This is a genomic window from Saccharococcus sp. Marseille-Q5394, from assembly GCF_946901335.1.
Taxonomy (GTDB): Bacteria; Bacillota; Bacilli; order Bacillales_A; family Planococcaceae; genus Sporosarcina; species Sporosarcina luteola_C.
The window spans coordinates 1,380,413-1,399,147 of sequence record NZ_CAMPPQ010000002.1; the positions used below are offsets into that span (position 1 = coordinate 1,380,413).

Sequence of the window (18,735 nt, forward strand, 5' to 3'; positions counted from 1 at the left end):
AATAAAAAGGAATGATTACATTGGAAGAGAGATTTCAAGTTACAGAGATAGAACGAGAAAAAGTGTTGAGAAATTATTTTAGAAAAGGATTGGGCGGTCCGCTTGAAACGTTTCCAAGCAGAGACAAAAGGAAGTACATCATTGCCCAAGAAATAATTAAGCGGTTTGAAGTTGGAAAAGTGTATTTGGAAAAAGAAATAAACGTGATTCTTAAAGAGATTCATCCTGATTTTGCGACCATTCGACGTTTCTTTATCGACTATGGGTTCATGAATCGTAGTGATGATGGGAAGGAGTATTGGATTGGAAATAAGGAAGCCGGATAATAGAATGATTCAGACTAATGATGGCATCATCCGTATTATTCAGGAGGACAAATGGATGATGGATATTTTATGGAGTGCACAGTCTTTAAATTTACCCGATTGGTGGGTGTGTGCGGGTTTCGTGCGATCGAAAATCTGGGATGTGCTTCATGAATTCAATGAAAGAACACTTTTGCCAGATATTGATGTAATTTATTTTGATGAATCAAATGTAAATGAAGCAATAGAAAAACACTATGAAAATAGATTAAAACAGCGTCATCCTGGTATTCCGTGGTCTGTGAAAAACCAAGCCAGAATGCATACTGTGAACAATGATTTTCCCTATTCGTCATCCACCGAAGCAATAGCCAAGTTCCCTGAAACAGCCACTGCATTAGGCGTGCAACTCGATGAAGACGGAAGGGTAGTGATGACTGCACCGCATGGAATTGAAGATGTCGTCAACTTCCACATACGGCCAACACCATACTTTAGTGAAACAAAAGAGCAGATGGAATATTATCATCACCGAGTTCGAAAGAAGAATTGGCAGTCGGTATGGCATAAGGTTGAACTATTACAAATGGAAAAGTAGTAAGGGGAGTATTCCATGAAATTCACTATAAAGAATTCATTGTTTACAGCAATCGTGTCAGAGCTACATAAAATATGTTCGAGTAAAAGTCTGCTTCCAATCCTGTCTGGAATTAAAATCGAAGCAACGCTAGACGGGATAGTGCTAACAGGCGGCAATTCGGAATTATTCATTGAAAAGAAAATCCCGTTTCACATAAATGAGGAAACAGTCGTTGAAGTTCATGAATTAGGGAGTGTAGTCGTATTGTCCAAGCACTTTTTGAACCTCTTAAAGAAAATGCCAGACGACATCGAAATATCGTCTAGTAATATGGAATCAGTACTCATCAGGTCCGGTGATATTGTAACGAGACTGAATGGCTTACGTGCAGCCGATTATCCAAAACTGCCGGAGATCAAAATCCTTCACTATGGTGATGTTGCTATTACTTCATTAAAAGAAGTGATCAAGCAAACGATATTTGCTGTCTCTAAAAGTGAAACGAAGCCGGTGCTTACAGGTGTTGAGATGCGGTTTGAAAAGAACAAACTTATTTGCACCGCAACTGACTCCCACCGCCTATCGCGAAAAGAGATACCAATCACTTTTACCGAAGGAGTTCATTCAATCGTTGTTCCAAGTAAAAGCTTGATTGAAATTCTACAGTTGAAAGAATCCAGCCTTGCCACTGTACATATTTGGATAGCGAATAATATGATTGTATTTTCCACAGAAAACACGGTTTTGTATTCCGTATTAATTGAAGGGAACTATCCGAACACCCAATCATTAATCCCGACAGATTTTGTGACACAGATCACGATGAAAACGAAAACATTGATAGCTGGGATAGACCGTGCTTGCGTTTTCTCCGAAGAATGGAAGCATAACAATGTACACTTGGCTCTGATCGACAATGGTATTTTAAAAATATCAACAAACTCGGCAGGAATCGGAGTGATTGAAGAGCAACAAAGAATTAGCAATTTGGATGGAGTACCGACTATTGATATGACTTTTGACGGTCGGTTTTTTCTTGAAGCCATAAAAGGGATACAGGAAGAACAGGTGACAATCAGTTTTTGCGGAGTGATGAAACCGGCGGTCATTCAGCCGGAAAATGATGCATCATATATGCAATTGATTTCACCGCTGCGAACATAATACAGGGGGCTTGGACATGGGCTATATTGAAGAATTGCGGAAGTTAGTTGGACACAGGCCATTGATATTCGTCGGTTCGGTTGTAATTGTTATAGATGAAGAGGGTCGGTTATTGCTGCAACAGCGGAAGTTTCCGGAGGGAGCTTGGGGAATTCCAGGCGGGCTAATGGAATTAGGTGAGTCTACGGAGGACGTGGCGAGGCGTGAACTTTTTGAGGAGACTAGACTGCAAGTGGATGAACTGACATTGATCAATGTTTACTCTGGCCCTGAACATTTTATTCGAGCAGCAAACGGGGATGAATTTTATGTCGTGACAACCGCTTATTATGCAGAAAATGCAATAGGGGATTTAGTGGTCGATCAGGTTGAGTCCATTACATTTAACTATTTTCATCCTCATGAGTTGCCCGACACCATCGTTACAAGTCATAAGGACATATTGGATGAATTTTTATCAAAGCATTATTCATTTTTGACTGCAGTTAACTAAAGTATAAAGGAGATGTATGAATGAAGCAGTGGACGAAGGAAATTGAGATTGATGCGCCGATTGATCATGTTTGGAAGTACCTTGATGGCTCGCTGGAAAACATGCAAAAGATTATGCCGCAAGTTGTTTCGAATGAACCCGTCACCGTTACTGAAGGAATGGTTGGGAGTATTTATTTGCAGAAATACAAAGAAGGCAAGCGAGTAATGGAGTATGAAGTCGAAACTCTCGATTATTTAGATACACCAAATGAAAAAAAGATGAAAGTCGGCTTTACGCTTGGTGGGATGTTTGAAATAACGGCGGGATATGAGTTGGTAAAGTTGGATGATGATAAAACTAGATTTATTTACACAACATCCAACAGGCCGCTGAAATGGTTTGTGAAGTTGCTTTTGCTATTTGGCAATGATAAAGTCGTTGTCGATTTTGTTGAACGAGTGAAAAGGGTTGCGGAAAATGAGGAGGACAAGTGATGAATCAAACTGCCAGGGAATATTGGGATCGATTTTGGGTTGATAGTGATCGTCCTGCAGTAGTCAGTGCGTGGAAGTTTGGCGAAGCGGCGGATGAGCTAGCTCAATCTGTAATTGAAGGAAAGAAGACGGCGACTTGTTCAGCGCATGTATTATATGAACTGGAGAATGAACCAATTCCGGTAATTGAGGAATACAGTATTATCCTGAATAGCCGAGAAGAGCCTGTCGCAATTATTAAAACGATAGATGTATCCGTCATGCCGATGAATGAAGTGACGGAAGAGTTTGCTTTGGCGGAAGGAGATGGGTCGTACCGGAATTGGAGGGAGATCCATGAACGCTACTTCAAAAGAGAACTGGACAAAGTTGGACTGGAGTTCACCGATGATTTACTGCTTGTCTGTGAACGATTTGAGTTAGTAGACGTAAATGATAAGAGCGGACGAATGAATAGTAGATTACTAAAGGTTGGGACCTCGTATATTCCTGTGTCTAATGTTGAACGGGCTGCTGAGTGGTATGTAGACAAGCTGGATGCGGAATTAACTTATCAGGACGAAGACAAGGTGATCATGAATTTGGCTGATCAAAGTTTCTTTCTCGTTATGGCGAAAGAAAATGAGACGGCCAACTTTTTAGATGCATATGGGAATGAGCGGTTTTCTCTAACATTTGAAGTTGATGGGGAAGAGTCTTTAAAAATGCTGCATGAAGAATTATTGGGTCGCGATGTGAAGGTCGGAGAAATTGAAAAACGGGGACATGCAGGTATCAATTTTGTGTTTTCGGATATAGACGGGAATCAATTTGATGTATGGAGTGAATTGAGTCCAACTTATAATAAGGATAGATAATGGCTATGGGGTATATTAGCGAATTGCGAGAACTAGTCGGATCTCGACCACTCATAATGGTAGGGGCGAATGTAATAGTAGTTAATTCAGAGAATCAAATCCTTTTACAACTACGGACGGATAACAAATGCTGGGGATTGCCGGGAGGTTCTATGGACCTCGGAGAATCCTTGGAAGATGTGGCAAAGCGAGAGCTCTATGAGGAAACGAATCTAATTGCAAACGAGCTTTCTTTTTTCAACGTCTATTCCGGTAAGGAATTTTATTATCGTTATCCACATGGCGATGAAGTGTACAACTTTGTAGCCACATATATTTGTGATAAATATAATGGTGAATTAATGGCGGAGAAAAATGAAGTATCGTTTTTGCAATTCTTTTCGATATATGATTTACCTAGTAACATAAGCCCGCCCGATTTGCCGATTCTCACTGAATATAATCAGATCCAGAGGGTGCAATAGAGTGCTTAGTTACGATAATGGGGGATAAGAAAATGGAATGTTTCATTTGTAAAAAACACCTGGGAGAATTAAAAACGGATGGTATCACCATCTATGAAGATGATTTCGTATTCGTAGGCCATATTGATAATAATGGAGAACCCGGTTATTTGGGACATCTAATAATTGATCTGAAAAGGCATGTCCCGACACTTGGTGATATGACGGAAGAAGAAGCAGTTGTCTTTGGGCGTATGATGGCACGAGTAAGCAAGGCACTTATGGTGACTGAAGGGGCGGAGCATATTTACTCTCTCGTCTCCGGAAATTCTGTCCCTCACTTGCATATGCATATCGTTCCACGCTATCCAGGCACTCCTGAGCAATATTGGGGCCCGATGTCGGTCCGGGACTGGTCCGATGCACCAATAGGGGGGAATCATGAAATAATCGCGCTGTGTGAACGGGTGCGCTCGTGCTTGGAGAAAACCAATGCGCAATAGGTTTTCTTGGGTTGGTAGTGAAAGGGATTTTATCGACGAGAAAAATGTTTGCTCGATAGATCGTGTGAAGGTCGGACGATTCGGTGGAAATTCTTCCGCTGGACAGTATAAGAATGAAGATGGCTGCATTGTTTGGGTAGGAGAGAACTGGGAATTTGCAGCGATTTTAGATGCGCATTACAGTGCTGAGAGTGCCGAACTGATCATCCGTACATTAGATGAGTTTCATCATGAGCTTATAAGATTGATAGCTAAGCCGGGATTTCACGATTTGCAAGAAAAACTTCTATCCATCTTCCAAAGTGACAAATTTCTTGATCAATGCAAGAAGGTTAAAGGCGAGACGGCTTGTCTAATCTGTATTCGAAAAGATAACTATCTATGGTGGTTTTCTGTCGGAGATTGCGTAGTGTACGTTTTTCATCCTGATTTCATTGCGCTCGACCAATTTCAATTGAATCAGAGGCAGTTCTATGAGTGGATTGGTCAAGTGAATACGTTCGATAAAGCCGTGCCATGCTTCTCTTCAGGAATTCGGGAATTAAGGAAAGGTGTAAATCGCATCTTCATGACGACGGATGGCTTACTTGAATGTCCGGGGGAGCCCTATTCGAATCCGATTGATTTAGTGAAAAAAATGGATGGGGAACAACTTGAAGACGCGTTTTCTTTAATTCTGACTAAAATTGAAAAGAATAATGTAAGAGACAGCACGACTATGATTGGTTGGACAGTTAATATCTCGCAGCAAGGTAGCATACCAAGTGATGTTGTTGAAAATTAATAAAATATAATAAAAGCCTAATTTCTTTAGTAACTAAGAAATTAGGCTTTTGTTTGATGTTTCGCTCTATGATACAAGTTTAAGACAAACGGCTGCACCTAACACCATGCCTATAAAAACAAGTCTTTTCCAGTCTCTTGCTTCCCAGAAAAACACATAGATTTTCAGAGCTGGATATAGTATGGCACATAGTATCAGATTCGGTTATGCTTGGTTTACAAGTTTTGTATTGAAGTCTAAAACAGTTGGCAATAGTGAAGGTAACGAATAGAAAGGGTGGCAAAATGAAAATAAATCAATTAATCGCGAATAATATTAAACGATTGGATGCAGATCTTCCGGAAGATAAATCGTTAGGCATTGCAGGATTATCCGGATCTGGAAAAACAACGTTCAGTCAAACAATTGGAGAAGAATCGAAGAAGCGACTTGTCTCCTTATTACCAAAGGCCGAATATCAGTATTTATTCCCAAATATTATGGAAACGAATTTCAGTGCAATCAGGATGGAAGAGATGCCTCTAGTGCTGTTTCTCGGAAGATCATCCATATCTTCAAATCCACGTTCAACGATCGGTACACATACTGGCGTTTTTACGGAAATCCGTGCCTGTCTTGCTGATAAATTTAATCTTTCACCGGAAACATTTTCATTCAATAATGAATTAGGCTGGTGTCCCAAATGTAAAGGACGCGGAAGTACGAGTAATGTCGAATGTAAAACATGTTCCGGTAAACGGTATAATAAAGAAGTTGAGCAATATACAATTGAATTATCGAATCAACCACATACAATTTCAGATATTAATAACTTGAGCGTTGAAAACATTCTCTCTCTAGCCGAAGAATTACATATTAGTGAAGCGAAACAACTGATCCTCGAAAACATTATCAATATGAATATTGGATACTTAACGATAAATCGGATTATGGGTACATTGTCTGGCGGTGAATTAACACGTCTATACTTGGCTGAGTTCATGGCAGCAAGTGAAAATACCGTTATTATCATTGACGAAATATCAGTCGGTCTTGACCGCCAAACGCTATTGAAAATCTTAGAACAGATTAAGAAGCTGGGCTATAAAAATCAAATTTGGCTCATCGATCATTCTGACACTGTGCTCGATATAACGGATGATCAATTGTTCTTTGGACCGGGCAGTGGTAAATACGGCGGAAAAATTGTAGAAGAATCACCGCGTCCACAACCTGTTTTTCAAGAGTTGAATGAGGAAAAACCTACGGAAACTTATGTATTTAAAGATCTTTACTGCCGTAATATTCAAATGGCTGAATTTGAGATTCCGAAAAATAGACTTGTGACGGTCACTGGTGAGTCTGGCTGCGGTAAATCTACACTTATTAATGAATGTGTAGCGACAGATTTTGTAAAGCGATATCCGAAAGATAAATTGGTCGTGGTAGGGCAAGACCGGAACCAATCGATTACGAGCAGGTCGACTGTTGCAACGTTTCTTGAAATTAAACAGAAACTCAACAAGTACAGTGACGAAATTGATGATATTTTTGAACGGTCGATTGAAGATATTATTGATGAACTGCCAAAAGAAGACATCGCGCATAAACGTTTGAGCTTATTGATCAAACTCGGACTCGGTTATTTGACGTTGGAAAGAAAGACACAGACGTTATCGACTGGTGAATTTCAATGTGTTCACTTAGTTTCGGAGCTGTTTGCCAACTCAAGAAAACCGCATACGCTTTTTATCTTTGACGAGCCATCAAAAGGTTTATCCCAAAATATTTTAAACCAATTCATTGATAGCATTAGACTAATTCTGCAAGATGAAACCGTTTCAATCATCATGATTGAACATAATGAATATATGATGGAAAGCTCGGATTTTATCGTGGATTTTGGGAAGAGGAAGAGTGACCCTGTCACGCATTTAGATGTTGTTAGTCATAATGACTATTACAAGAATAAAAACAAGGATGATATTGAGCTGCCATCGCATATTTCATCTACTCTTAAACAGCAAAAGGGTATCTCTTATTTAACAAAAAACAATATCGCCTATTTTAAAAACGCAGAGAACATCTATAAAGGCGGCATTCTAAAAAGCTTGTCATCAATGGCTCGGTTGATTTACGGTGAATATGAATCAGAACAAATCGCACCTGTCATAGCCATTGATCTTGAAAGACATTTATATAGCCAATATAGTTTTCTCTATGAGTTGGGCGGTCTCATCAATCATATCGTGGCGGCGCATCCGACGAATAAGGATACGAGAAGCTTCGACTTCTATAATAAGGACAATCATTGTCCATCATGTTCGGGGCGCTTGCAGATTGAAGTATTTGATAAAGATCTTGTCATTCAGGATGAAGCTGTTCCATTCTGGGATGGATTGTTCCATCCAGATGTAATGGAAGTATTAAAGTTTTATAAATACGAAAAGCTGGAATTTCTGTTTGAGGAAATTAATAATGAGTTAGGACATGACCTGACAAAAAGCTATAAAGAGATGTCAGATGAAGAAAAGCATACATTTTGGTACGGGTATTTTGAGAGTTCGTTTTATGATAGGGAAGGCAAGACACGGAGAACATGGGTAGGCTTTAACACGATTCTTGGGATGTATATGGTCGTATCAAAATCTGAGATTAAAGAACAAATGAAAGCTTCAAAAGAAATGATTACATGTCCAATTTGTGAGGGGACAGTTTTAAACCACCATAAGCGGCTTACATTTGGAGGCATGGATATTCGTGAATTAATTAGACAGCCGATCGAGGAAGTGTTGAAAGTTGTAGGAGAGTTGCCTGTCCTCATCAAATTGAAATCGATTGTAGGCGGCGACATGATTTTGACTGAAGATGTCTCCTTGCTGCCACGAGAAACCCAAGTTGCTCTGAAAATGTTCGAATTGGAACAGGCAAGCTTTACTGGTTATGAAATGGTATTGCAAAATGTATTGCCATTTTGGGACACGATCAAAGGTACTATCGAATCGATCAGCAGCACTAATCAAGTGACGATCTGTGACTTCCCAAATGTGAAGGAAACAAGAGAAACGATCATCGATAAGTATTTCACAAATGGTAAATATAAAAAACTGACCTATGTCTATGAGGCTTTCGGTTACAAAAAGTTAATTACCCAAATAAATAAAATCAGGAAGGCCAATCCGTGTGCTTTCTGTAAAGGTAAAAAAGTCATTTCAGAAGATAATTTGCACGATGGTGTCTTTAAATTAACCATTCCTTGTGTAAGCTGCCATGCAACTGGCATCAATGAGGAAGGTCTTAGTGAAGTCGTCGAAGGAACAGACGTACAAACATGGCTTTTAGGCAAAGTAAGTGATGTATTGGATGAAAACCTATATACAGAAGCTGTTGCAGACATCCCCATTTTTAATCGTATCCGCGAGTTAGATAAACGGGATATGATGGCGGTTTATGAATGCTTGGAACATAATAATTAATTTTACTTCGATCAATAAAAATGACGCCCCTACACCAGACTATCTGGTGTAGGGGCATTCTGTTACGATCACAAATTTTTCTTCTTTTTAGCTTTTCGCAGCTCTGCGAATTCCTTGGCAATCTCCTCAGTCATATTACTGGGTTTTATTTTCTGGTTTTTAGGTGTCTGTGGTAAGGAACTGGTATTATTTCCGCCTGTTTTATTATTATGGTTATCTCTTCCCACAATGATCGCTCCTTTCAATTTGACATCCTACATACTATGGCTTTCCGACTTTGTTTTATGCCGGAACGGGCACATTTAACATCCCGTTGAATATGCTGAACATGAACGCCAATAAAGACTTGGAGGCAAGAGTTGAGTGAATAACATGACTAATGGTTATTGGGAAGGCCATTGGCAAAATCCTAGGTATCGTAGCATTTCATTGGATCAAGCAATTGATATCGCCTTGAAACGTGTGCCGGGTGAGGTCGTCAAGGCTGAATTGGATTTCGATGATGGAGTATTGCTCTATGAAATCGACATCCGTACAAATCAAGGACTCAAATACGAAGTGAAAGTAGATGCAGTGTCCGGGCAGGTCCTGAGGGTGAAATTGGATTAATTCAAGCTGATGTATTACCGAACCTCCCGTTTTAGATCGGAATGGATTGGGTATGTTAAGTAACAGCATACGTATGAGGAGGTTCGGGATATATGTCACTTAGTGAAGAACTGCAAAAGTTGAAGGAATTTAAATGTGATTCCCGTTGTGTGTTGAGTGTGTACTTGAATACGAACCCTGCAGATCCGGAACAGCAAAATGGAGCATGGAAAATCCATCTGAAAAACGGTTTAAAACGTATCTCCGAGTATTTGGAAGCTTCCCAAGATGAAAAAGAGATCAAAGCGTATAAAAAACTGAAAGAAAAAGTGACGAAGGAAATTGAAAATAATCAAAACGACTTGAATAAAGGGGTCGTTATTTTTGCGTCTCTAGATCCAGAATTATGGTCCGTCCATTATGTGCAAGTTCAAGTGAAGACGAGCTTCCACTGGGAAGACCATCCTGTAGTAGAAGAAATGGAGTATATGTTAAAGGCCTATCCTGAGGCAGGCATCATCTTGACGAGCTTTGGAGATGTGCGTATTTTGGATACAGCGATGGGCTTTGTCAACGACGAGAAAACGTATGAATTCGACTCGGGTCTGGAAGTATGGAAAGAACAACAAAGCGTGCGCTCATCTTTGCAACGCGGGTCTGGAGGAGGCCAAGGTGATGGCCTTGATGATCGTCTAAGAGAAAACCTTGAACGCTTTTACAAAGAACTCGGCGTAACTGTAGAAAAGATGAGGAAAGAACGTGACTGGAAGGAATTATACGTAGTTGGCGAAGCCGAACTGGCAAACTCATTTGCGAAAACGCTTCGAACCAAGCCGAACAACTGTATTTATAAAAACCTGAACAACGTCGAATCGAAAAAAGTGCTCCATCAAGTATTTGAAAAATAATATCATTCTAAAGCCGTTCCTTTTAGAGGGACGGTTTTTTCTTTTTCGTACAGATACATATGATTGAACATATCATAGAGAAAACGATTGATGGGAGGTTGAACTATGGGTTTATTTTTTAATAAAAAGAGCCATTCAGAGCTATATAAAGGCGAAAATATTGCCGAAAGGAACCAGTCCATTTATCGGACCGATTCCATATCGGAGTCGATGATAGAACAGAAGAAGTCTTTCGACATGATGAATGAAAAATATAGCGAAATGGAAAAGCAACTACAGAAACAAAGAAGGATTCAATCCGATAGATGGAGAATGACAGGAATCCGGTTCGAGGAAATTCTGGATCATCAATCTCAGCAACGTCAGTTTGAACAAGAAGCGATTGGAACATTGGAACGTTTGGATCAAAAACATAAAGAGCTTCAAAAAATGCTCGAAAGCAAGAGGAAGATGAATGAAGATCTCGTTGAACAAATCAATATGCTGAACCATTCGAACGCGGAAATTGCTGAGCGGTTAGAGAAATTTGATATCGATCAAGAGAAGCTTCTAACGAAGATGAATGCACAACTTGAAAAACAAGATCAATTCTCCCTCTCGTTGGAAGAGCAAAAGACGGTACAGACTCAAATGGTGGAGCGGATGGAACAGCATGAAGGGGTGATCGATAAAATGATCAGGCAAGTGGATTTTTTGAGGTCAGTCATTTTTGAAAGATCACACTTCATAGCTGAAAAAATCGACAAGAGCTACCAGCTCACAACAACTTATATGAGTAATTTGAGAGGGAAATCCAATCATACTGGATCGAACTGAATTGACTAAATTCCTCTTTCCCCTTGTGGCGGTTGATATGAATAAAGGGCCTGCCTACAACAGGCATCATTCTAACACCTGTTCAATATAATAAAGGGGAAAGGGGGACGGAAAATGAATGAAAAAGACAAGGAAGGACTGGCTGCAAATGAGCAAGCAGCAGAAGAGGCCAAGCTGCATGCTAAAGCGGAAGGAGATAAGACATCAATCGGACTAACAGAGAATGTGGGAGGGCTTCTCTGTTACATCTTTATTATCGGTCTTATTTTTCTTTTCATGGAAAAAGAAAACCGGTTCATCCGATTCCATGCCTTGCAATCCGTTTTTACGGCGGTTGCCATCTTCCTGATCAGCATCATATTGGGATTCATCCCTATATTCGGAGTTATTGCAAGCCTGGTGTTAAGCCCGCTCGCATTCGCACTGATGATCTTTATGATGTACCAAGCATATCAAGGCAACTATTTTAAACTACCATTCATTGGGAATTTGGTAGAAAGTCAATTGGAAAAGCCGTGATCAAAAAGCCGCTCCGAAAAAATTACCCGGTGCGGCATTTTTGTATTCACTTAATAGCCCGACCCACCCAAAAGAATGATGAATATCCAAAAGAAGACTTTCATTCCCAGGGTGATGCACCCTAAAACGATGCCGGCAACCGCCATCCCTTTGCCATTTTGCATTTTATTCCCCGAGACACCGAAGATGATAGCTAGGATGCCCAAGAGGTAAGGAATGATAGGAATCAGGTTCAATACGACTCCCAAAATCCCTAAAACAAGTGAACTGATTGCCATGCCATTTTGCTGCTGGTGTTCATTTTCCGTCATTTTCACCCCCACTAAGATAGCGTATGCAATGGGTAATGCGAATTTGAATGAAACAAATGATTAAATATTCAAACGAGATAGTGAAATGGCATTCTTTCATAAGTATTGAAATGTTATACTATAATGTGGATGGGAAATAGATTAGTAGCCTAGGAGGAATAATAAAGTATGATACCTTTTTCAAAACCGACAGTGGAGCAATTTTTCCGGACGTATACGATTACGAATTTCGCTGTGAACAACGATGAAACGAAGCTTATCTTTAATACGAATTTGAATGGAAAAATGAACTTATGGGCATTGGACTTGCCTGATTCATTCCCGTATTTGTTTGCTCATCGGGACGAGTCGTGTAATTTTATCAAGTTTGATCCTGAAAATCGGTATGTTTTAGCTGGGTTTGATAGTGACGGTGATGAAAATTTTCAAATCTATTCGATTCCGTTTGAAGGTGGTTTGCCCCAGCCGTTGATCACTGGAGGGTCGGATGAGAAGTTCTACTTCAGTCATTTGAGCGATGACGGAGAAAGAATCTACTATGTGACATCGTTGGATAATCCGATGTATTTTAATACGCATATGCGCAATTTGGAAAGTGGTGTGGATACCCTATTAAATATCGGGGAAATATCACCTACGCAACTTGCTGCAGTTTCGGATGATGAGGAGAAATTCGTCTTTTCGAGGGCCTTCGCAAACACGTATGTTATTAGCTTCGTGAAAATTGGCGAAGACACATTCAATTTAACGCCGGATGCTTCGAAAGTGCATGTCGCGGGTGATCCAGTGTTCACGGATGACAACACGATTTATTTTGTGACAGATTTTGAAAGTGACTTTACCTATATTGCCAAGTTTGATTTGATGACAAAATCCTTTTCAAAAGTGTTGGAAGTAGAGGGGGAAAGCGTACAGACGATCAAGTTCAATAAGGACAACGGGGAATTTTATTTCATCACTTCTAAAGGTGTTGGAGATAAGTTATATCGCTTCTACCTTGAGAATGGAAAGCTCGAAGAAAGCACATTGCCAGTCGATGTAATTGATCAAATGCGATTTGCCAAGTCAGGAAATCTATATATTTTAGGTCGCAGTGCGACAGTTCCTCATAACATTTTCAAATCAACTGATGGACAAACGTGGGAGCAATTAACGGAAAATAGGGTGTTAGGTGTCAGCCAGGAGGGGATGGTGGAACCTGATATTGTATCCTATAAATCTTTCGATGGATTGGAAATCGAGGCCCTTTTATTTAAAGCAAAAGAGGAAACTGCGAATGGCTACACAATCTTCTGGCCGCATGGAGGTCCTCAGTCGTCTGAACGCAAAATGTTCCGTTCGATGTTTCAGTGCTTCTTGAATAGGGGTTATACTATTTTCGCACCGAACTTCCGAGGAAGCACAGGCTATGGCTCGGAATTTACGAAAATGGTTGAACAGGATTGGGGAGAGGGACCACGCCTAGACTGCTTGGCGGGAATTGAGTGGCTCTTTGATAATGGCATCACGGATCGTGATCGTCTATTCCTTGTTGGTGGCAGCTACGGCGGCTATATGGCATTGCTGCTGCACGGAAGACATGCCGAGTACTTCAAAGCGGTTGTGGACATTTTTGGCGTATCCGATTTATTCACATTCGTCAATTCCGTTCCGCCCCACTGGAAGCCAATCATGGAGCGCTGGTTAGGAGATCCGGAGCGTGATAAGGAGCGATTCATCAAAGATTCACCAGTCACGTATCTCGACGGAATGGTAAAGCCAATGCTTGTCATCCAAGGCGCGAAGGACCCGCGCGTCGTGAAAGAGGAATCCGATCAGATTGTTGCGAAGTTGACAGAACTTGGCCGCGATGTTGAATATCTCGTTTTGGATGACGAAGGACATGGCTTCTCGAAGAAGGAAAATGAAATTAAAGTATACAGCCAGATGTTGGAGTTTTTGGAGAAGCATCAGAATTGATTTGCAGAAAAGCTGTCCGCAGTCGCTTGACTGACGGACAGCTTTTACTATGGAGAGGGAAGTCTACAATCAAACTAAGCTAATATACAAATGATCGTAAATCGTTGCCAGTGATCATAAAGCGTTGCGAGTGATCATAAATCGCTGTGAGTGATCATAAAACCTTGCGAGTGATCATAAATCGTTGCCAGTGATCATTAACCGTTGCAAGTGATCATAAATCGCTGCGAGTGATCATAAACCGTTGCAAGTGATCATAAAACCTTGCGAGTGATCATAAACCGTTGCCAGTGATCATAAATCGCTGCAAGTGATCATAAAACCTTGCGAGTGATCATAAATCGCTGCAAGTGATCATAAAACCTTGCGAGTGATCATAAATCGCTGCAAGTGATCATAAAACCTTGCGAGTGATCATAAATCGCTGCAAGTGATCATAAAACCGTGCAAGTGATCATAAACCCAGAAAAGTGTTTAATCCCAATCCCGTCTCTGCAAATCCTCAGCAACAAGCTGTAAATCATCAGCAGAAATCGACAGCACTTCATAATCGCTCGTCTCCGCAAATTTCAACGCCATTTTCTTCATGAATTTCGGGGAACCGTCATTCTCCTCATCGTATACGATTAAGATCCCATCCGAATTCCGAAGTAAAAACTTATCCCGTTCAATGAATTGCCAAGGGGCTTCGTAAGGACGTTTCGTTAAACTGACGGAGTAATCCGCATGGGCAAGGATGAATTGATACGCTTCCTTTTTCGCCTCGTTCCAATTCTTCTCCTGTTCCTGAAAGGGAGTAATAATCGCGAACTTCAAGTCCGGATAAGTATCTTGTAAGTCGATCACCGTTTCAGCAGCCCACGTCTCAACTCCTGGCTGTCCGCTGACGATTACCCATTCCAGGCCACTATCAAGTAGGGGAGTCAATCGGTTTTCCAACGCCTTTTTTATAATGCCAATGCCCGGATGCTTATCATTGAAGATGCCTAATTCATGCGCTTTATAGCCTGTAATGACAAGTCTTTTGATCATTTATTCATACCTTCAATCGCGGATTGCGCCAACTTTGAAATGACCATATCATCCATTGGGGGATTATGTAATCCAGCGCGGACATCCCGATAATAGCGTTGCAATGGATTCGACAGCTCCAAGCTTTTCGCACCGACAAGACGCATCGCTTGATCGACAATACTGATGGCCGCGTTAGTAACGATGTGCTTCGCTGCGCCTAATTCCTGATTCATCGACTTACGCCGTTCCGGGTTATCGTAAGCGGCTGCTACACTGTATAAAAAATGCCTTGCTTTCATCAAATCCAAATCAATGTGGCCGATATGACTTTGTACATTCGGCAGTTCCGAAATCGTCCCTGCAATGCTGTTCGGACTATATTCGACAGCAAACTTCACTGCATAATCACGTGCTGCTTGCGCAATTCCTAAATAGCAGGCTGGTATATGAAGAAGCCAACCGTTCAATTTGTCTCCGCGTCGGCCTTTACTGAACTCAACGAAATCCTCCTCACTTACTTTTACATTATCCAAAACGAGATCATGACTTTCCGTACCTCGCATCCCAACCATATTCCAAGTCTCTTTGATTGATACACCTTCACTTGATTGATCAACGAGGAAGAAGCCGATCCCTTCCCGTTCTTCTACCCAGGCAGAAACGAGGGAATGAGTGAGGACAGGCGACATGGAAGTGAAGTTTTTCTGGCCGTTAATGACCCAATGCCCATCTTTTTTGACTGCCGTCGTTTGTGGACGACCACCGCGAGTCGGGCTGCCTGTTTGCGCTTCACTTGCTGCACGGTTCACTAATGCCCCTTTCAAAATTTCTTTTGCAAACCGTTCCAAATTGTTCTTATCCCATAGCTCATTCGCATAAAGGTCGCCGACAACGCCTTGATGCCAACCGATGGATAGACCGGTTGCTCCATCAAAGGAAGCGATCGTCTCCTGCATCAATATCATGTCGGTCACGGTCATTCCACCTCCGCTATATTCCTTCGGAAGTGCGAGGGTTGTATAGCCCATTCCAACAAGGGATTGTATATTTTCTTTAGGAAATTTAGCAAGTCGGTCCGTCTGTTCAGCCGAGTTTCGAAATTGTTGTTCAAGTTTGCTTAATTTATCCATCCATTCCCTTTGCAAATCCGTTGTTATGAAAAGCTCCTTTGCCATATAGACACATCCTTTATTGACATTGTCATTAATGTCTATTATACGTGACACATGATAGTTTGTTTGGAAATTGATTTGATAGGTTTCTTGCCGAATGTTTAGTTTCCCCTCATTTTAGGAACAGTTATGAGAGACGATAAATGAGGAGTGATTGAAATGGATGCGAAAAAAACCGCTCGTAAAATCCTGGATGAAAGCTATGTCGGAACGATGGCGACTGTACAACAGGGCAAGCCTTTCAGCAGGTATATGACATTTTTCACCGAGGATTTTACGCTCTACACGGCAACTTCAAAAAAGACCGACAAAGTGGATGAACTTGAGCAGAATCCGAATACGCATATTTTGATCGGCTATGATGGGGAAGGTTTTGGAGACGAGTACCTCGAAATTATGGGAACCGTAACGATTTCCGACGAGGAAAGCATGAAAAAGAAAGTCTGGAATGAGCATATGAAACCGTATTTTACTGGACCTGAAGATCCGGACCTTGTCATATTGAAAGTAACCCCTGATTCCATGCGTCTGATGAATAAAAAGGGAGAAGACCCCCAAGATATTCAATTTTAAAAAGATGAACCCCTTTCCAATATTTGGCAAGGGGTTTGTCTTCAATCATTCAATTTCAAGATTGCATAATTCAACAGGTAATTAAGACCGATTTGCAATTCAGAAATGGGCATTGCCTTTGTATCCTTATAGCTTAGCTCCTTTTTCTTCTCTCCCCGGTACTTTGCGAGTCCCATCAAGCCGTTTACGATCCATCTGGCTATATACAATAAACTATTATACCACTTCCTGTTACAGTACATAGTTCCCTTTAACTATATATTAAAACAAAATAACAGACGGTAGTATACGGAATAATAAAAAAAGTATTGATTGTATTCATGATACGGTATAATGATACAAAATTCAGTGGTGACACTAGGAACGAAGTGAGTGATTGAATGAAACAACGTGAGCAATGGACCTCGAAAATTGGTTTTGTATTAGCGGCAGCCGGGAGCGCCATCGGGCTGGGCGCTATTTGGAAGTTTCCTTATATGGCAGGCACGAACGGCGGAAGCGTTTTTGTATTGCTATTCATTATTTGTACATTGGCGATCGGATTGCCAATTCTGCTGGCTGAATTTGTAATCGGGAGAAGGGGACAGAAAGATGCTGTCACTTCATTAAAGAAACTGGCACCAGGTAAGCCGTGGTTTTTAATTGGGTGGATGGGGTTACTCAGTTCTTTCATCCTATTATCATTTTACAGTGTAGTAGGTGGGTGGATCCTATCCTATTTGGCAAGAGCATTATTGTTTACTCTTGATGTTGCCGATTATGGAGGACTCTTCGATGCGATCATAGCGAATCCAGGTGAAGTGCTCATTGCACAGGCAGTGTTCATGATTTTGACTATATGGATTGTCCAAAGCGGCATTAAGGGCGGAATAGAGCGCGCGAGCCGCTGGATGATGCCTTTGCTTTTCATTTTCTTCATCATCTTGGCGATTCGTTCATTGACATTAGAAGGGGCAATGGAAGGCATCCGCTTCCTATTCGTGCCGGATTGGTCGTATTTGACCGGAAAAACATTGTTGCTTGCACTTGGACAGGCATTCTTTTCGTTAAGCGTAGGAGTTACAGCGATGATGACGTACGCGTCCTATTTGCCGAAAGAGGAGCGCCTTGGCCAATCTGCTTTCAATGTGTCCATTTTGAATATTTTCATCTCGCTGCTCGCGGGCATTGTCATTTTTCCGGCCGTATTTGCACTCGGGCACTCTCCGGCAGAAGGGCCGGGATTGATCTTTGTCGTATTGCCGGCAATCTTCAATGAGATCCCGTTCGGTGGATTCTTTTTGATTCTGTTCTTTATTTTATTATTATTCGCGACGTTGACATCATCCATCTCCATGTTGGAAATTGTTGTTTCAACGGGGATTAGAGAGAAGTTGGAACGGAGACGGACGGCAGCTTGGGTATTTGGATTATTAATTTTCATCGTCGGTATTCCGAGCGCGTTATCATTTGGAGTATTATCCGATGTGAAACTGCCTGGGGGAACTTTCTTCGACTTTGCAGATATCTTAACAAGCCGAATCGGATTACCGATAGGAGCATTGCTCATTTCTTACTTTGCCGGCCATGTGTTGACAACGACGGAAACCGATGATGAGCTGCGAATGAACCCATTCATGAATCATACATGGAAGTTTATCGTACGTTTTATCGCACCGCTTGCCATCGTCGTTATTTTTATCGCATCATTTATAGGATAAAACCCTTAAAAGCATCTCTTCGTACTGAAGAATGCTTTTTTCTTTTGAGGAGAATTGGTTTTTAGTTTAAGTAGTATAAAAATAATCAGATGATGGGGAAAGTATCAAAACTACA

21 protein-coding genes and 1 pseudogene are annotated in these 18,735 nt (G+C 41.1%); 18 read left to right on the forward strand and 4 right to left on the reverse strand.

The genetic code is table 11. The features are described from left to right. The first annotated feature begins 11 nt into the window (after window positions 1-11). The 11 genes and pseudogenes from OC538_RS17670 (at window position 12) to OC538_RS17725 (ending at window position 9,060) form a co-directional block, all read left to right on the forward strand. A complete protein-coding gene (locus OC538_RS17670) occupies window positions 12-326 on the forward strand; it encodes a DUF2087 domain-containing protein (RefSeq protein WP_262177721.1) in 315 nt (104 codons plus the stop codon). A gap of 4 nt (window positions 327-330) precedes the next feature. Next, entirely contained in the window at window positions 331-903 is a 573-nt protein-coding gene (locus tag OC538_RS17675) for a nucleotidyltransferase family protein (protein ID WP_262177863.1), read from the forward strand. A 15-nt stretch (window positions 904-918) separates the two neighbouring features. Then, entirely contained in the window at window positions 919-2,049 is a 1,131-nt protein-coding gene (dnaN, locus tag OC538_RS17680) for a DNA polymerase III subunit beta (RefSeq protein ID WP_262177722.1), read from the forward strand. 16 nt (window positions 2,050-2,065) lie between these two features. Next, a complete protein-coding gene (locus tag OC538_RS17685; protein ID WP_251695005.1) occupies window positions 2,066-2,542 on the forward strand; it encodes an NUDIX hydrolase in 477 nt (158 codons plus the stop codon). A gap of 20 nt (window positions 2,543-2,562) precedes the next feature. After that, on the forward strand, window positions 2,563-3,018 hold the full coding sequence (locus tag OC538_RS17690) for an SRPBCC family protein (RefSeq protein ID WP_262177723.1): 456 nt from the start codon (window positions 2,563-2,565) through the stop codon (window positions 3,016-3,018). Continuing rightward, a pseudogene (locus OC538_RS17695) lies at window positions 3,018-3,458 on the forward strand (ASCH domain-containing protein); the annotation flags it as partial. The gene OC538_RS17690 and the pseudogene OC538_RS17695, both read left to right, overlap by 1 nt. Before the next feature lie 9 nt (window positions 3,459-3,467). Further along, window positions 3,468-3,875 carry a VOC family protein gene (locus OC538_RS17700; RefSeq protein WP_262177865.1) on the forward strand — a complete coding sequence of 136 codons (408 nt, stop codon included), beginning with the start codon at window positions 3,468-3,470 and terminating at the stop codon, window positions 3,873-3,875. 5 nt (window positions 3,876-3,880) lie between these two features. After that, on the forward strand, window positions 3,881-4,339 hold the full coding sequence (locus OC538_RS17705; protein WP_262177724.1) for an NUDIX hydrolase: 459 nt from the start codon (window positions 3,881-3,883) through the stop codon (window positions 4,337-4,339). Window positions 4,340-4,371: 32 nt separating this feature from the next. Then, window positions 4,372-4,821, forward strand: a complete 450-nt coding sequence (locus tag OC538_RS17710; protein ID WP_262177725.1) for an HIT family protein — start codon at window positions 4,372-4,374, stop codon at window positions 4,819-4,821. Further along, on the forward strand, window positions 4,811-5,605 hold the full coding sequence (locus OC538_RS17715; RefSeq protein WP_262177726.1) for a protein phosphatase 2C domain-containing protein: 795 nt from the start codon (window positions 4,811-4,813) through the stop codon (window positions 5,603-5,605). Before OC538_RS17710 ends, OC538_RS17715 begins: the two co-directional genes overlap by 11 nt. A 284-nt stretch (window positions 5,606-5,889) precedes the next feature. Then, on the forward strand, window positions 5,890-9,060 hold the full coding sequence (locus OC538_RS17725) for an ATP-binding cassette domain-containing protein (protein WP_262177727.1): 3,171 nt from the start codon (window positions 5,890-5,892) through the stop codon (window positions 9,058-9,060). 68 nt (window positions 9,061-9,128) lie between these two features. Here the strand turns inward: OC538_RS17725 and OC538_RS17730 are convergent, their stop codons facing one another. After that, entirely contained in the window at window positions 9,129-9,287 is a 159-nt protein-coding gene (locus OC538_RS17730; protein WP_251695000.1) for a YfhD family protein, read from the reverse strand. 145 nt (window positions 9,288-9,432) lie between these two features. On the opposite strand from OC538_RS17730, the gene OC538_RS17735 reads away from it, so the two are divergent. From OC538_RS17735 to OC538_RS17750, 4 genes are all read left to right on the forward strand, one after another. Next, window positions 9,433-9,669, forward strand: a complete 237-nt coding sequence (locus OC538_RS17735) for a PepSY domain-containing protein (protein WP_262177867.1) — start codon at window positions 9,433-9,435, stop codon at window positions 9,667-9,669. A 92-nt stretch (window positions 9,670-9,761) separates the two neighbouring features. After that, a complete protein-coding gene (locus OC538_RS17740) occupies window positions 9,762-10,556 on the forward strand; it encodes a VLRF1 family aeRF1-type release factor (protein ID WP_262177728.1) in 795 nt (264 codons plus the stop codon). A gap of 105 nt (window positions 10,557-10,661) precedes the next feature. After that, on the forward strand, window positions 10,662-11,372 hold the full coding sequence (locus OC538_RS17745) for a hypothetical protein (RefSeq protein WP_262177729.1): 711 nt from the start codon (window positions 10,662-10,664) through the stop codon (window positions 11,370-11,372). A 114-nt stretch (window positions 11,373-11,486) separates the two neighbouring features. After that, a complete protein-coding gene (locus OC538_RS17750) occupies window positions 11,487-11,891 on the forward strand; it encodes a DUF4870 domain-containing protein (protein ID WP_262177730.1) in 405 nt (134 codons plus the stop codon). A 50-nt stretch (window positions 11,892-11,941) separates the two neighbouring features. Here the strand turns inward: OC538_RS17750 and OC538_RS17755 are convergent, their stop codons facing one another. Next, window positions 11,942-12,202: a DUF4190 domain-containing protein gene (locus OC538_RS17755; RefSeq protein ID WP_262177731.1), complete on the reverse strand. Its 261-nt coding sequence runs from the start codon at window positions 12,200-12,202 to the stop codon at window positions 11,942-11,944. A gap of 168 nt (window positions 12,203-12,370) precedes the next feature. Here OC538_RS17755 and OC538_RS17760 point away from each other — a divergent pair, with 168 nt between their 5' ends. Further along, complete coding sequence (locus OC538_RS17760; RefSeq protein WP_262177732.1) at window positions 12,371-14,161, forward strand: alpha/beta hydrolase family protein; 1,791 nt, start codon at window positions 12,371-12,373, stop codon at window positions 14,159-14,161. Between the two features lie 474 nt (window positions 14,162-14,635). On the opposite strand, the gene OC538_RS17765 is transcribed toward OC538_RS17760, so the two are convergent. Then, entirely contained in the window at window positions 14,636-15,193 is a 558-nt protein-coding gene (locus OC538_RS17765; protein ID WP_262177733.1) for a DUF1273 domain-containing protein, read from the reverse strand. After that, window positions 15,190-16,350, reverse strand: coding sequence for an acyl-CoA dehydrogenase family protein (locus tag OC538_RS17770; protein WP_262177734.1), 1,161 nt, complete (start codon window positions 16,348-16,350; stop codon window positions 15,190-15,192). The genes OC538_RS17765 and OC538_RS17770 overlap by 4 nt, the downstream gene beginning before the upstream one ends. 156 nt (window positions 16,351-16,506) lie before the next feature. Between OC538_RS17770 and OC538_RS17775 the strand changes: the two genes are divergently transcribed. Together OC538_RS17775 and OC538_RS17780 are read left to right on the forward strand one after the other, a co-directional pair. Beyond that, window positions 16,507-16,920, forward strand: coding sequence for a pyridoxamine 5'-phosphate oxidase family protein (locus tag OC538_RS17775; RefSeq protein WP_251694991.1), 414 nt, complete (start codon window positions 16,507-16,509; stop codon window positions 16,918-16,920). Window positions 16,921-17,300: 380 nt separating this feature from the next. Further along, a complete protein-coding gene (locus OC538_RS17780; protein ID WP_262177735.1) occupies window positions 17,301-18,620 on the forward strand; it encodes a sodium-dependent transporter in 1,320 nt (439 codons plus the stop codon). Window positions 18,621-18,735: the final 115 nt, after the last annotated feature.

Excerpts from the sequence above, each read along its gene's own strand:
- OC538_RS17670 (WP_262177721.1), top strand. The coding sequence starts at position 12 with ATGATTACATTGGAAGAGAGATTTCAAGTTACAGAGATAGAACGAGAA.
- OC538_RS17675 (WP_262177863.1), top strand. The coding sequence starts at position 331 with ATGATTCAGACTAATGATGGCATCATCCGTATTATTCAGGAGGACAAA.
- dnaN (WP_262177722.1), top strand. The coding sequence starts at position 919 with ATGAAATTCACTATAAAGAATTCATTGTTTACAGCAATCGTGTCAGAG.
- OC538_RS17685 (WP_251695005.1), top strand. The coding sequence starts at position 2,066 with ATGGGCTATATTGAAGAATTGCGGAAGTTAGTTGGACACAGGCCATTG.
- OC538_RS17690 (WP_262177723.1), top strand. The coding sequence starts at position 2,563 with ATGAAGCAGTGGACGAAGGAAATTGAGATTGATGCGCCGATTGATCAT.
- OC538_RS17700 (WP_262177865.1), top strand. The coding sequence starts at position 3,468 with ATGAATAGTAGATTACTAAAGGTTGGGACCTCGTATATTCCTGTGTCT.
- OC538_RS17705 (WP_262177724.1), top strand. The coding sequence starts at position 3,881 with ATGGGGTATATTAGCGAATTGCGAGAACTAGTCGGATCTCGACCACTC.
- OC538_RS17710 (WP_262177725.1), top strand. The coding sequence starts at position 4,372 with ATGGAATGTTTCATTTGTAAAAAACACCTGGGAGAATTAAAAACGGAT.
- OC538_RS17715 (WP_262177726.1), top strand. The coding sequence starts at position 4,811 with ATGCGCAATAGGTTTTCTTGGGTTGGTAGTGAAAGGGATTTTATCGAC.
- OC538_RS17725 (WP_262177727.1), top strand. The coding sequence starts at position 5,890 with ATGAAAATAAATCAATTAATCGCGAATAATATTAAACGATTGGATGCA.
- OC538_RS17735 (WP_262177867.1), top strand. The coding sequence starts at position 9,433 with ATGACTAATGGTTATTGGGAAGGCCATTGGCAAAATCCTAGGTATCGT.
- OC538_RS17740 (WP_262177728.1), top strand. The coding sequence starts at position 9,762 with ATGTCACTTAGTGAAGAACTGCAAAAGTTGAAGGAATTTAAATGTGAT.
- OC538_RS17745 (WP_262177729.1), top strand. The coding sequence starts at position 10,662 with ATGGGTTTATTTTTTAATAAAAAGAGCCATTCAGAGCTATATAAAGGC.
- OC538_RS17750 (WP_262177730.1), top strand. The coding sequence starts at position 11,487 with ATGAATGAAAAAGACAAGGAAGGACTGGCTGCAAATGAGCAAGCAGCA.
- OC538_RS17755 (WP_262177731.1), bottom strand. The coding sequence starts at position 12,202 with ATGACGGAAAATGAACACCAGCAGCAAAATGGCATGGCAATCAGTTCA.
- OC538_RS17760 (WP_262177732.1), top strand. The coding sequence starts at position 12,371 with ATGATACCTTTTTCAAAACCGACAGTGGAGCAATTTTTCCGGACGTAT.
- OC538_RS17765 (WP_262177733.1), bottom strand. The coding sequence starts at position 15,193 with ATGATCAAAAGACTTGTCATTACAGGCTATAAAGCGCATGAATTAGGC.
- OC538_RS17770 (WP_262177734.1), bottom strand. The coding sequence starts at position 16,350 with ATGGCAAAGGAGCTTTTCATAACAACGGATTTGCAAAGGGAATGGATG.
- OC538_RS17775 (WP_251694991.1), top strand. The coding sequence starts at position 16,507 with ATGGATGCGAAAAAAACCGCTCGTAAAATCCTGGATGAAAGCTATGTC.
- OC538_RS17780 (WP_262177735.1), top strand. The coding sequence starts at position 17,301 with ATGAAACAACGTGAGCAATGGACCTCGAAAATTGGTTTTGTATTAGCG.